We start from the raw sequence: 13,486 nt of genomic DNA, 5'->3' as shown, positions 1-13,486 counted from the left end.
TCACGGTGCCGAAGATCGCCGGGAAAATCCCGCCTTCGGTGTTCGCTTCACGCGGATCGTCGCTCAGGAATTCCCAGATCTTGCTGAAGTAGAAGCCGATCTTGGTGAGGGTGCCCATGCCATTGGGCTGGTAAGCGTGAACCACCTTGCCCAGACCAATCTCGATTTCCTTGCCGTTGGCATCACGGGCGGTGAGGCTGTCGCGATTGAACTGCGCGTGCAGATCATTCAGGCGCGCTTCAACATCCTGGTAACGGGCGTTCAGCTCAGCGCGTTCGGACTCCATGTCCGCTTGTGCGGTGGCGTCGAGCTTGCCATCGAGTTCCAGTTTGCGGCCGTGCAGACGGATGCGTTCCAGACCGGCGTTGATCGCACCGATGTCGACTTTTTCCAGGGTCTTGAGTTGCGCGGCCAGCTGATTCACGCGGTTGATTCGCGCTTGCAGCTCAGGCCAGGCAGCTTCACCCTCGGCAATGATCTTGCCATCCTGTTTGACGTTGACCAGGTAACCGTAGAAGTTGCCCCATTCACGGCGCTCCAGCGCCATCAATTCGACCGGAGTCTTCTGGTTGGTCAGCCACTCGCCGACGATCCAGGTGAAGTCGGTGCCATTCAAGTCACGGTTGCCGACCTTGATCAGCTCGCGGGTCATGAATTCGGGGCCTTCGTCAGGCACCGGCAAACCGGCGCTCTTCAGACGCGCTCGCGGCACTTCTTCCTTCTGTACGATTTCGCCGATCACCAAGTGATTGGCCTGGCCCGGCACGTCGTAGCTGGCATGCACCAGGTCCGCCGGCCAGAAGTGACCCAGACCGCGCACGGCAATCACTGCCAGCAGGCCAATGGTCATGATGACCGCGATGGACACCGCGCCACCGCTGATCCAGACGCCGGGGGCGCCGCTCTTGAACCATCCTTTCAGGGAGTTCTGTTTCACAGACTTCTACCTTTCTTAAAGCGACGAGTATTTCTTGCGCAGACGCTGACGAATCAGTTCCGCGAGGGTGTTCATGACGAAGGTGAACAACAGCAACACCAGCGCCGAAAGGAACAGCACGCGGTAGTGGCTGCCGCCGACTTCCGACTCGGGCATTTCCACCGCGACGTTGGCGGCCAGGGTGCGCAGGCCTTCGAACAGGTTCATTTCCATGACCGGGGTGTTACCGGTGGCCATCAGCACAATCATGGTTTCACCGACCGCACGGCCCATGCCGATCATCAGCGCCGAGAAGATGCCCGGGCTGGCGGTGAGGATCACCACGCGGGTCATGGTCTGCCAAGGCGTGGCACCGAGGGCCAACGAACCGAGGGTCAAGCCACGCGGCACACTGAACACGGCATCTTCAGCGATGGAGTAGATGTTCGGGATCACCGCAAAGCCCATGGCCAGGCCGACCACCAGTGCGTTGCGCTGGTCGTAGGTAATCCCTAAGTCGTGGGAGATCCACATGCGCATGTCGCCGCCGAAGAACCAGTTCTCCATGAACGGACTCATGTACAGCGACAGCCAGCCCACGAACAGGATCACCGGGATCAACAGCGCACTTTCCCAGCCGTCCGGGACTTTCAGGCGGATCGATTCAGGCAGGCGACTGAAGGCAAAACCCGCCACCAGAATGCCGATCGGTAGCAACATCAACAGGCTGAAGATGCCCGGCAAGTGCCCTTCGACATAGGGTGCGAGGAACAGACCGGCGAAGAAACCGAGGATCACCGTCGGCATCGCTTCCATCAGCTCGATCACCGGCTTGACCTTGCGGCGCATGCCCGGGGCCATGAAGTACGCGGTGTAGATTGCGGCGGCGACGGCCAGCGGCGCTGCCAGCAGCATGGCGTAGAAAGCGGCTTTCAAGGTACCGAAGGTCAGCGGCGACAGGCTCAGTTTCGGTTCGAAGTCCGTGTTGGCGGCGGTCGATTGCCAGACGTATTTAGGCTCGTCGTAGTTCTCGTACCAGACCTTGCTCCACAACGCGCTCCACGACACTTCCGGGTGCGGGTTATCGAGCAGCAACGGTTGCAGCTTGCCGCCGGCTTCCACGATGACGCGGTTGGCCCGCGGCGACAGACCGAACAGGCCCTCGCCTTCAACCACCTGGTCAACCAGCAAGGTGCGGTGCGCGGTGCTGTGGAACACGCCGAGCTTGCCGGAGGCGTCGAGGGCGACGAAGCCCTTGCGGCGCTCTTCGGCGGTGATTTCAACGATAGGCGTGGTGCCCATCTGGAAGGTGCGGATCTGCTTCAGGCGCTGTTCGCCATCCGGGTCGCGGGCCATGAACCACTGGGCCAGGCCACCTTTGGAATCGCCAAGAATCAGCGAGATACCACCGACCAGCTGCGTACTGGCGGTGATTTCAGCGTCGCCGTTTTCCAGCAATTTGTAGCGACCGTTCAGGCTCTTGTCGCGCAGGCTGAATACGTCGGCCTGGGCACGACCGTTGATAACGTATAACCACTGCTGACGCGGGTCGACGAAGATGTTCTTCACCGGCTCGGTCATTTGCGGCAAATCGATGCGCGTCTGCTCGTTGGTGATTTCACCGGTCATCATGTTTTCTTCGCTGGTCAGCGACAAAACATTGAGTTGCGAACCGGTGGAACCCACCAGCATCAGGGTCGAATCAGTCGCGTTGAGGCTGACGTGCTCCAGCACACCGCCCGCTTCGTTCACCGCGATCGGCGCTTCGCCATACGGATACTCGATGGCTGGCGAGATGGTTTTCTTGCCGTCCGGATAGCTGACCTTGTACGTGTGACGGAACACCAGGGCCTGACCATTGGACAGACCTACCGCCACCAGCGGGTGACCTGGCTGGTCTTTACCGATGGAGGTCACGCTAGTACCGGCCGGAACAGGCAAATCGACGCGCTTGAGTTCGGCGCCACTGTCGATATCGAAGAACAATGCCTGGCCTTTGTCGGAAACCCGCATGGCCACCTGGTTCTGCTCTTCCAGGGAAAACATCAACGGCTTGCCGGCGTCTTGCATCCAGGCCGGCGTGATCACGTCCTTGGACGTCAGGCTGGCACCCTGGAACAGGGGCGCAACGACGTAGGCAAGGAAGAAGAAAATCAGGGTGATGGCTGCCAGCACCGCCAGGCCGCCGATCAGGACGTACCAGCGCGTGAAGCGATCTTTGAGCGCGCGAATGCGGCGCTTGCGTTGCAACTCAGGCGTATTGAAATCAATTCGCTTGGGGGGATTAGTAGTCATGTTGGAATTGGCCAGATCATTCATTCGCACACCCTAGCGATCCTGTATGACAGAAAGATGACAGTGCAGTGACGCGACAAATCCGCCGCCCGGTGGAACCGGCAGCGGAGCGAGAATTTGGGGGTTGTAGGAGCCGGCTTGCTGGCGAAAAATGGTGCATCCGACACATCTTCTGCGGATGGATGACCATCGCCAGCAAGCCGGCTCCTACACAGGCCAGGGTTACCCCGGGCCTAGGGTTTTACTTTTTTGCTACGTTGCTACCTTCTTGCAAACCCAGGTCAGCCAGTGCTTTTGCAGCAACCTTGGCTGGCAGAGGGATGTAACCGTCCTTCACCACTACTTCCTGGCCCTGTTTGGACAGAACCAGCTTCACGAACTCGGCTTCCAGCGGGGCCAGAGGCTTGTTCGGGGCCTTGTTGACATACACGTACAGGAAGCGCGACAGCGGGTACTTGCCATTCAGGGCGTTTTCTTCGGTGTCTTCGATGAATTCACCGCCATCTTTCTTGGCCAGGGCAACGGTTTTCACGCTGGCGGTCTTGTAGCCAATGCCCGAATAACCGACGCCGTTCAGCGAGCTGCTGATCGACTGCACAACCGAAGCCGAACCTGGCTGTTCGTTGACGTTTGGCTTGAAGTCGCCTTTGCACAGGGCCTCTTCCTTGAAGTAGCCGTAGGTGCCGGATACCGAGTTGCGGCCGAACAGTTGTACCGGCTTGTTGGCCAAGTCACCGGTCACCCCCAGGTCACCCCAGGTTTTAACGTCGCTTTTAGCGCCGCACAGACGGGTCGAGGAGAAAATGGCATCGACCTGAGCCATGGTCAGGCCCTTGATCGGGTTGTCCTTGTGCACGAACACGGCCAAGGCATCCACAGCCACCGGAATAGCGGTTGGCTTGTAACCGTATTTGGTTTCGAAGGCTTGCAGTTCGTTATCCTTCATCTTGCGGCTCATCGGGCCCAGGTTAGCGGTGCCTTCAGTCAGCGCAGGTGGCGCGGTAGACGAACCGGCGGCCTGAATCTGGATGTTTACGTTCGGGTATTCTTTCTTGTAGTTCTCAGCCCAGAGGGTCATGAGGTTGGCCAGGGTATCGGAGCCGACGCTGGACAGGTTGCCCGACACACCAGTGGTCTTGGTGTAGCTCGGGATAGCAGGGTCAACAGCGGCAACCGCGTTGGCAGTCGCAACGCCAGCAGCGACAAAAGTCATTGCCGCCATCAAACGCTTCAGTTTCATGCCTTACTCCTAGCAGATAGGGTGTGTTAAGTCGGGGCCAAGTATCAGCAGGCCGTGTGAACACTCTATGGCTGAAATATGACAATTGGATGAAAGGCCAGTATTGGGCTTCTAGATCGTTCCCGCGCTCCGCGTGGGAATGCATCTCGGGACGCTCTGCGTCCCACTCAAAAGCGGACGCAGAACGTGGGAACGATCGGTTACAAGCCGGCTCCTGCACAGGACTGGAGCCGGCTTGCTGGCGATGAGGCCAGAACTAACGCCCCTTCTTCCAGAGATACGCACCCACCACAATCCCCACCCCGCACAGCACCGCCACATAATAGGCAGGCCCCATCGCACTCTCCTTGAGCAACAGGCTGACGATCATCGGCGTCAAACCACCGAAAATCGCGTAAGCCACGTTGTAGGAAAACGACAAACCGCTGAAACGAACCACCGGCGGGAACGCCTTGACCATCACGTACGGCACCGCACCGATGGTGCCGACCAGCAGGCCGGTCAGCGCATACAACGGGAACAACCAGTCAGGATGATCGACCAGACTGTGATAGAAGGTCCAGGAACTGGCCAGCAATGCGGTGCAGCCAAAGACGAAGACCCGCCCCGCTCCAAAGCGATCGGCCAATGCGCCGGCAATGATGCAGCCAACGCTCAGGAACACGATCGCCAGACTGTTCGCCTGCAGGGAGGTGGTCGGCGCGAAGTGGTAGACCGTCTGCAGCACGGTCGGAGTCATCAGGATCAAGACCACGATGGCGGCGGACAGCAGCCAGGTCAGCAGCATCGAAATGGCGATGGCGCCGCGATGGTCACGCAACACCGCACGCAGTGGCACTTCTTCGGCCAGGGCCTTGCGTTGTTGCAGTTCGGCAAACACCGGGGTTTCGTGCAGCCAGCGGCGCAGGTACACCGAGAACAGGCCGAACACGCCGCCCAGCAGGAACGGAATCCGCCAGGCGTAATCCGCCACTTCCCCCGGGGTGTAGAGACTGTTGATCGCCGTAGCGACCAGAGAACCCAAGAGAATGCCAGCCGTCAGGCCACTGGTCAGGGTCCCGCAGGCGTAGCCGATATGTTTTTGCGGCACGTGTTCGGAAACGAAGACCCAGGCGCCAGGCACTTCACCACCAATCGCCGCGCCCTGGATGACCCGCATCAGCAGCAACAGAATCGGCGCCCACATGCCGATCTGCGCGTAAGTCGGCAGCAGGCCCATGATCAGGGTCGGCACGGCCATCATGAAAATGCTCAGGGTGAACATCTTCTTGCGCCCCAGCAGATCGCCGAAGTGCGCCATCACGATGCCACCCAGCGGCCGCGCCAGATACCCGGCAGCAAAAATGCCGAAGGTCTGCATCAAACGCAGCCATTCAGGCATGTCCGCCGGGAAGAACAGCTTGCCCACCACCGTCGCGAAGAACACGAAAATAATGAAATCGTAAAATTCCAGCGCCCCGCCCAGGGCTGACAACGAAAGTGTCTTGTAGTCGTTGCGGGTCAGCGGACGTGCGGATTGGGATGGCTGCGCGATACTCGAGGGCGCTGTAGTCATGGCAAGGGCTTCTCTTATAGTCAGGTCTGCCGCCCCAACAACGCTGGCAAGGCTCGGGCAGGACCGGCACGATAGCAAATTGTTCGAAAAAGCACATAGAGGTGCGTAATTGACGGTCAAAATGAGAACCGGACGGTCGTCTCGGAGTCTACCGACCGATATACTCGCAACTGTGCAACGGCTTGCAAGGGTTGCTGTGCGAAAGCGCCTTCAGGGTCATAGGCGATTTCGCAGAGTTTCCCTTTAGGCGCCTTATGGAAAACGTGACGAACGTAGTATGTTCGGTGCTGAATCGTTTTTCCCGAAGACGGCTACCACCAGGCATTACCAATGAAGAGTCACGGGTCAGAGGCACCCCCGGCATGATAGAGCTCGAACAAGAAGATCCAATCCCGCAAGGCGACCTGGCCTTGCAAATCACCGCACTTCCCCGCGAAACCAACGGCTTTGGCGATATTTTTGGCGGCTGGCTGGTGGCGCAGATGGATTTGGCCGGTACAGCGATGGCCAGCAAGGTGGCTGGCGGGCGCGTCGCCACAGTCGCCATCGACCGTATGGCGTTTCTGGTACCCGTGGCGGTGGGCGCCCAGCTCTCCTTCTATACCCAGGCACTGGAAATCGGCCGCAGCTCGATCCAGATGATGGTCGAGGTCTGGAGCGACGATCCGCTCTCCAGCGAATGGCGCAAAGTCACTGAGGCGGTATTCGTGTTCGTTGCCATCGATGGCAGCGGCCGCACCCGCTCGGTTCCGCCCAGAGCTCGCTAAAAAACCGGGAAGCGTTAAACCCGACGACCGATTCACGGTCCATTGCAGTCCTGTTACCGATCGAGAGCTGTCCCATGAACACGCCCAACGTTGAAGCCGTCAAACTGGATGAACTGAACTGCTGGCGCATCCGTCACGGCCAGGCCGAATTACTGGTGGCCCAGCAAGGCGCGCACATCCTCAGTTATCAACTGGCGGGGCAGCCGCCGCTGATCTGGCTCAACGATGAGGCGGTGTTCAAGACGGGCAAAAGCATTCGCGCCGGCGTGCCAGTGTGCTGGCCGTGGTTCGGTAACTTCGAGCGCAATCCGCAGAGCGTGAAGGCGATGCGCGTGAGCGACGAGGCGCCAACGGCTCATGGCCTGGTGCGAGCAATGGACTGGGAATTGGGCGGCATCGAGGCCGAAGGCGAAAGCCTGAAAATCGAATTCCTCCTGCCCTGCCCCGAAGGTGGATTGCCAGGCTGGCCACATCGGGTGAACCTGAAGCTGAGCATTCGCCTGGACGAGCAACTGCACATCAGCCTGACCAGCCACAACGTGGGCGATGAAACCGTCACCATCAGCCAGGCCCTGCACAGCTATTTCGCCGTCAGTGATGTGCGCAATGTGCAAGTCGAAGGCGTGGACGGCTTGAGCTACATCGAAACCCTGGAAGACTGGGCAACCCGGCAACAGTCCGGCGACCTGCGCTTTACCGGCGAAACCGACCGCATCTACCTCGACACCCCGCCATTGCTGAGCATCGTCGACCCGGCCTGGGAACGACGTATCGAACTGAGCAGTACCGGCTCGCGCACGGCGGTGATCTGGAACCCGTGGACCGAGCGCGCCGCGGCGTTCAGCGACATGGCCGACGATGGCTGGCAACGCATGTTGTGCATCGAAACGGCGAACGTGATGGGAGATGTGGTGAACCTGGCGCCGGGTGCCAGCCATTCCCTGGGCGTAAGCATCAGCAGCAAACCGCTCTAGGCAACATCGCAATAAAAAATGTGGGAGCCAGCCTGCTGGCGATGGCGTGGTGTCAGTCAACTTATAAGTATCTGACAGACCGCTATCGCCAGCAGGCTGGCTCCCACAGTTGTTTCGGGTAGCTGTTAGAGATCGGCCTCTTTCACCACTCTGACTTTTGACGCGTCCAGCGCATAGGCCGCATCGGCCAGGTCATTGCTGACCTTCTCGACTTTCAGCGTGCCGGTGACCCACAGCGGCGTGTAGATATCATTGAGCTTCAAGCCCTTGGGATAGCGCACCAGCACCAATTGATTGGGTGGCGGTGGGGGCACATGAATGCAGGCGCCCGGGTATGGCACAAGGAAAAACAGCGTGCTGTTGCCCTTGGCGTCGGACTCCAGCGGCACCGGATAACCACCGAGGCGGATGTTCTTGTCGTTCATCGACGCTACGGTTTTGGTCGAGTACATCACCGCCGGCAAGCCTTTGCTCTGCTTCATGCCACCCTTTTCGGTAAAGGTGCCATTGGCTTCGGGGGAGTCGTGTTCGATTTCAGGCATGGCCTCGAGGGCTTTCTGATCCGATTTGGGCATCAGTTCGAGCCAGTCGGTTTCCGGCAGTTCGCCGGCGTGGGCGAGACCCGCACCCATTAAAACAACAGCAAGCAGAAGACGTCGCATGGAAATGCTCGGCAAGGAAAGGAAATCGCCGAGCATTCTAGTCCTCCCGGACTGCGCAGCCGAGAGGACTTTGTCGCTTGAATCAGTTCTTTTTGATCAGGCCGTAGATCACCAGCAACACCACCGCGCCCACCAGCGCACCGATGAAACCGGCAGCTTCGCCCGCCTGGTAAATGCCCAACGCCTGGCCGCCATAAGTAGCCGCCAGCGAACCGCCGATACCGAGCAGGATGGTCATGATCCAGCCCATGCTGTCATCGCCCGGCTTCAGGAACCGCGCCAGCAGGCCGACGATCAAGCCGATAAAGATGGTTCCGATAATTCCCATGGCATTTCCCTCTGATTGATTGGCTTTAGCCTAGCCAGACTTTGGCATCCTGCCATGAGAGAACGGCGGCACCGCAATGGTTCCGCCGCTGCCACGTGAAACTGTTTATTCGGCGATGAGCGCTTCGACTTTGAGGATCTGTGCAGCCAGCGTTTCACGGTCTGCACAACGCAGATTGGCGTGGCCAACCTTGCGGCCGACCTTGAATGCCTTGCCGTAGTGATGCAGATGGCAATCGGCGATGGCCAGGACTTTCTCGGTCTCAGGCACTTGGCCAATGAAGTTGAGCATGGCGCTCTCGCCGACCTTGGCCGTCGAACCCAGCGGCAGACCGGCAACGGCCCGCAAGTGGTTTTCGAACTGACTGCATTCGGCGCCTTCGGTGGTCCAGTGCCCGGAGTTGTGCACCCGCGGGGCGATTTCGTTGGCCTTGAGGCCACCGTCGACCTCAAAGAATTCGAATGCCATCACGCCGACATAATTCAGCTGCTTGAGTACGCGACTGGAGTAGTCTTCGGCCAAGGCTTGCAACGGGTGATCGGTGCTGGCCACGGACAGCTTGAGGATGCCGCTGTCGTGGGTGTTGTGCACCAGCGGATAAAAACGGGTTTCACCATCGCGGGCACGTACGGCGATCAGTGAGACCTCACCAGTGAACGGCACGAAACCTTCCAGCAGGCAAGCCACGCTGCCCAGCTCGGCGAACGTGCCAACCACGTCTTCAGGGGTGCGCAGGACTTTCTGGCCCTTGCCGTCGTAGCCCAGGGTGCGGGTTTTCAGTACCGCCGGCAGACCGATGGAAGCCACGGCGGCGTCCAGGTCAGCCTGGGACTGAATGTCGGCGAATGCCGGGGTTGGAATGCCCAGGTCCTTGAACATGCTCTTTTCGAACCAGCGATCGCGAGCAATGCGCAGGGCTTCGGCACTCGGATAGACCGGAACGAATTGCGACAGGAACGCGACGGTTTCCGCCGGTACGCTTTCGAATTCGAAGGTCACCAGATCGACTTCATCGGCCAACTGGCGCAGGTGATCCTGATCGCCGTAATCGGCCCGCAGGTGTTCGCCCAATGCTGCCGCGCAAGCGTCCGGCGCCGGGTCGAGGAAAGCGAAGTTCATTCCCAGCGGAGTGCCCGCCAGCGCCAACATGCGACCCAACTGGCCGCCACCGATTACACCGATCTTCATCGTCAACAACCTCAGGCGATGCGTGGGTCTGGATTTTCCAGGACGCTGTCTGTCTGCTCAGCACGGAAGGTTTTCAGCACTTCATGAAACTGCGGGTGCTTGGCGCCCAGGATACTTGCCGACAACAGCGCAGCGTTGATCGCGCCAGCCTTGCCGATGGCCAGGGTGGCAACCGGAATGCCGGCAGGCATCTGCACGATGGAGAGCAGCGAATCGACGCCCGAGAGCATCGCCGACTGCACCGGCACGCCCAGCACCGGCAGGTGGGTCTTGGCTGCACACATGCCAGGCAAGTGGGCCGCGCCACCGGCACCGGCGATGATCACCTCGATGCCACGCGCCTCGGCTTCTTCAGCGTACTGGAACAGCAGATCCGGGGTGCGGTGGGCAGAAACCACCTTCACCTCATAAGGAATGCCGAGCTTTTCCAGCATATCGGCGGTGTGGCTAAGGGTGGACCAATCGGACTTGGAGCCCATGATCACGCCAACCAATGCACTCATCGTCGTGCCTCTTCTCTCTGGGCGCCCGCAGGCGCATCAAAAAACAACAAGCCACGCAGAATGCGTGGCTTGATTGTACGAATTATGGCCGGTCGTAACCGGCCGAAGGCCGCGCAGTATACCGCAATACGGCAGATAAACAGCCCCCGATACGACCAAGTGTCGCTAGAGTGGTTTTGCTCGCAACAATCGATTTTATTGACTTGAAAGTCAGAGCGAATAGTCCCTCGATCATTTTTCTTAGAACTGGACTTCCACACTGTTCGAAACATAACTATGCGATACAAGCTAACTTAAAAGTCATATTAATGTTCGCGGATGACATTACATCTTCCAAATAAATATCCAATTATCCCGAGCGTATAAATATGCAAATACTCTACACACTTTTCACCACTTTGCTTTTTACTTCAATTATCAATCAAACCGCTTCGGCCACCGTCGTAAAAGACGAAACGCCCTGGCCGATTGCACAACCTGAAACTCCAAGTATGCGCAGCAGTATACCCGTGGAAAAAAGACCAATATTCGTATTTGCTTTTGTCCACGATGATGTACCGGAAGATAAGATCCCTTCCCTCTATCCCGATCACTTCGCGCCGGTCATCAGAGAACTGAGAACTACAACGGGACGTGATGTTTCGGTCATATTTGTACGCAACACCCCGCCTTACACGAACTACTCCTACAAGGGCGAAACTCAGGCCTCCTATGATGGATGGAGAGATCTGGGTACAGCCTACCGTGATGCAAAAAATCTCCCTACAGGCAGAACCACAAAATTTATGTTGCTTACCAATGATGGAATGACCAACAACGTATTTGGCCTTGCAGGGGTGGGACAACAATTTGCACTCGCGGCATTAAACCACAAACAAATTGTTGGACATGAACTTGGTCATATGCTCGATGCACAACATGAGCTCGCCGAAGTCAGATATAACGGATGGTGGTGCGAGACTTTCATGGCAGCCAAAGTCAATACGCTACTCTCCAACTGCTATGTATACACTGATCCAAATCGTGAGCGCATCAGAAGTTATCTGCGTGATGCTCCATGAGCGTCTCGCCATTTCAAGTATTGGCAGCGACGCCGCCTTCCAGTTTGCGCCACAACAACCGCACGTTGGCCTTGCGTACCAAAGCACAACGATACAAGCGAATCTCCAGAGGTACGTGCCACTGCGCCCCCCCGCAGACCACCAGTTCACCGCGCGCCAATTCGGCGCGCACACTGAGCTGCGGCACCCAGGCAATGCCCAGCCCTTCCAGCGCCATGCTCTTGAGACTGTCAGCCATCGCGGTTTCGTAGATCGTGGTGAATCGCAGCTGGCGCTGGCGCAACAGACCGTTGACTGAACGCCCGAGGAACGCACCGGCACTGTAGGCCAGCAGCGGCACGCTGGCCTCGCCTTCCAGATCGAACAACGGCTTGCCATCGGCATCTGCGGCGCACACCGGAAGCATTTCGGTCTGGCCAAGGTGCAGCGAGGGGAAGATTTCCGGATCCATCTGCATCGCCGCGTCCGGGTCGTAGAACGCCAGCATCAAATCGCAGCCGCCTTCTCGAAGCGCATGCACCGCATCGCCGACGTTGGTTGCGACCAGCCGCGTGGCAATATTCAAACCTTCGTTGCGCAACTGCGCGATCCAGCGCGGGAAAAAACCCAGCGCTAATGAGTGGGCAGCCGCGACCTGCATCACTTCCCCCTGCCCGCCTTCCAGATGGTGCAGGTGGCGCAGCACTTCGCCGAGCTGTTCGACCACGGTGCGCGCGGTGACCAGAAACAGTTGCCCCGCCGCCGTCAGCTCCACGGGTGTGCGCGAGCGATTGACCAGGGTCAGCCCCAATGCCGCTTCGAGGCTGCGGATGCGCCGGCTGAAGGCAGGCTGGGTCACGAAGCGTCGTTCCGCGGCCTGGGAGAAGCTGCGGGTGGCCGCCAGAGCACTGAAGTCCTCCAGCCATTTACTTTCCAGATTCATCACGTCCTCCCGGACACGCACCAATTTAGGTCACACGCTCGCCGCGAACGCGACGTCACATCGGCATTATGCCGAATATGCATAGGGCAGTGTTTAACAGCATTGGCCCAAAATGCTCCACAAGCCTAGCATTTGCAGTGTTCCGGCACAGACCGGGTTAATATCGAGATGATTTCTATCATGTCTTCCGCTGCATCATTCCGCACAGAAAACGACCTGCTTGGCGCCCTCGAAGTACCGGCTCATGCGTATTACGGCATCCAGACACTGCGGGCGGTGAACAACTTCCGTCTCTCCGGTGTGCCGATTTCGCATTACCCGAAACTGGTTGTGGGTCTGGCAATGGTCAAACAGGCCGCTGCAGACGCCAACCGTGAGCTGGGCCACTTGAGCGAAGCCAAGCACGCGGCCATCAGCGAAGCCTGTGCTCGACTGATCCGCGGTGATTTCCACGAAGAATTCGTGGTCGACATGATTCAAGGTGGCGCCGGTACTTCCACCAACATGAACGCCAACGAAGTGATCGCCAACATTGCTCTGGAAGCGATGGGTCACGAGAAAGGCGAATACCAGTACCTGCACCCGAACGACGACGTCAACATGGCGCAGTCGACCAACGACGCTTACCCGACCGCGATCCGCCTGGGTCTGCTGCTGGGTCACGATGCGCTGCTGGCCAGCCTCGACAGCCTGATTCAGGCATTCGCGGCCAAAGGTGAAGAATTCAACCACGTCCTGAAGATGGGTCGTACCCAGCTGCAAGACGCTGTGCCGATGACCCTGGGTCAAGAGTTCCGTGCTTTCGCCACCACCATGGGCGAAGACCTGGCCCGTCTCAAGACGCTGGCCCCGGAACTGCTGACTGAAGTGAACCTGGGCGGTACCGCGATCGGTACCGGCATCAACGCCGACCCACGCTATCAGGCCCTGGCTGTGCAGCGCCTGGCCCTGATCAGCGGTCAGCCACTGGTTCCCGCCGCCGACCTGATCGAAGCCACCTCCGACATGGGTGCCTTCGTACTGTTCTCCGGCATGCTCAAGCGCACCGCGGTCAAGCTGTCGAAGATCTGCAACG

12 protein-coding genes and 1 pseudogene are annotated in these 13,486 nt (G+C 58.8%); 4 read left to right on the top strand and 9 right to left on the bottom strand.

Annotation, left to right across the window (positions count from 1 at the left end; translation table 11 throughout):
* The 4 genes and pseudogenes from D8V06_RS12915 to D8V06_RS12900 form a co-directional block, all read right to left on the bottom strand.
* Positions 1-937, bottom strand: a pseudogene (locus D8V06_RS12915) (phosphate ABC transporter, permease protein PstA); the annotation flags it as partial.
* A 15-nt stretch (positions 938-952) separates the two neighbouring features.
* Complete coding sequence (locus D8V06_RS12910; protein WP_130908149.1) at positions 953-3,235, bottom strand: ABC transporter permease subunit; 2,283 nt, start codon at positions 3,233-3,235, stop codon at positions 953-955.
* 217 nt (positions 3,236-3,452) lie between these two features.
* Positions 3,453-4,451, bottom strand: a complete 999-nt coding sequence (locus D8V06_RS12905; protein ID WP_130903511.1) for a phosphate ABC transporter substrate-binding protein PstS — start codon at positions 4,449-4,451, stop codon at positions 3,453-3,455.
* 256 nt (positions 4,452-4,707) lie between these two features.
* Entirely contained in the window at positions 4,708-6,006 is a 1,299-nt protein-coding gene (locus D8V06_RS12900; RefSeq protein WP_130903510.1) for an MFS transporter, read from the bottom strand.
* A gap of 362 nt (positions 6,007-6,368) precedes the next feature.
* Here D8V06_RS12900 and D8V06_RS12895 point away from each other — a divergent pair, with 362 nt between their 5' ends.
* Positions 6,369-6,773, top strand: a complete 405-nt coding sequence (locus D8V06_RS12895; protein WP_007896491.1) for an acyl-CoA thioesterase — start codon at positions 6,369-6,371, stop codon at positions 6,771-6,773.
* Positions 6,774-6,847: 74 nt separating this feature from the next.
* Positions 6,848-7,747: a D-hexose-6-phosphate mutarotase gene (locus tag D8V06_RS12890; protein WP_130931071.1), complete on the top strand. Its 900-nt coding sequence runs from the start codon at positions 6,848-6,850 to the stop codon at positions 7,745-7,747.
* A 125-nt stretch (positions 7,748-7,872) separates the two neighbouring features.
* Here the strand turns inward: D8V06_RS12890 and D8V06_RS12885 are convergent, their stop codons facing one another.
* From D8V06_RS12885 to purE, 4 genes are all read right to left on the bottom strand, one after another.
* Positions 7,873-8,409 (bottom strand): DUF3299 domain-containing protein, encoded by a 537-nt coding sequence (locus D8V06_RS12885; protein WP_130931070.1) that lies wholly within the window; start codon positions 8,407-8,409, stop codon positions 7,873-7,875.
* Between the two features lie 82 nt (positions 8,410-8,491).
* Positions 8,492-8,737 (bottom strand): GlsB/YeaQ/YmgE family stress response membrane protein, encoded by a 246-nt coding sequence (locus D8V06_RS12880; protein WP_056854342.1) that lies wholly within the window; start codon positions 8,735-8,737, stop codon positions 8,492-8,494.
* A gap of 105 nt (positions 8,738-8,842) precedes the next feature.
* Entirely contained in the window at positions 8,843-9,925 is a 1,083-nt protein-coding gene (locus D8V06_RS12875; RefSeq protein ID WP_056854341.1) for a 5-(carboxyamino)imidazole ribonucleotide synthase, read from the bottom strand.
* A gap of 11 nt (positions 9,926-9,936) precedes the next feature.
* Positions 9,937-10,428 (bottom strand): 5-(carboxyamino)imidazole ribonucleotide mutase, encoded by a 492-nt coding sequence (gene purE, locus D8V06_RS12870; protein ID WP_034149342.1) that lies wholly within the window; start codon positions 10,426-10,428, stop codon positions 9,937-9,939.
* Between the two features lie 368 nt (positions 10,429-10,796).
* On the opposite strand from purE, the gene D8V06_RS12865 reads away from it, so the two are divergent.
* Entirely contained in the window at positions 10,797-11,489 is a 693-nt protein-coding gene (locus D8V06_RS12865) for a hypothetical protein (protein ID WP_130903508.1), read from the top strand.
* A 13-nt stretch (positions 11,490-11,502) separates the two neighbouring features.
* Here D8V06_RS12865 and D8V06_RS12860 read toward each other — a convergent pair whose 3' ends face one another.
* Positions 11,503-12,411 (bottom strand): LysR substrate-binding domain-containing protein, encoded by a 909-nt coding sequence (locus tag D8V06_RS12860; RefSeq protein ID WP_130931069.1) that lies wholly within the window; start codon positions 12,409-12,411, stop codon positions 11,503-11,505.
* 180 nt (positions 12,412-12,591) lie between these two features.
* Between D8V06_RS12860 and D8V06_RS12855 the strand changes: the two genes are divergently transcribed.
* On the top strand, positions 12,592-13,486 hold an 895-nt coding region (locus tag D8V06_RS12855; RefSeq protein ID WP_241667814.1), incomplete at its 3' end, for a lyase family protein.

It is taken from the genome of Pseudomonas sp. Sample_24, assembly GCF_004307605.1.
In the GTDB taxonomy this organism is placed as follows: domain Bacteria; phylum Pseudomonadota; class Gammaproteobacteria; order Pseudomonadales; family Pseudomonadaceae; genus Aquipseudomonas.
This window is presented reverse-complemented; position numbering and strand designations above follow the sequence as displayed.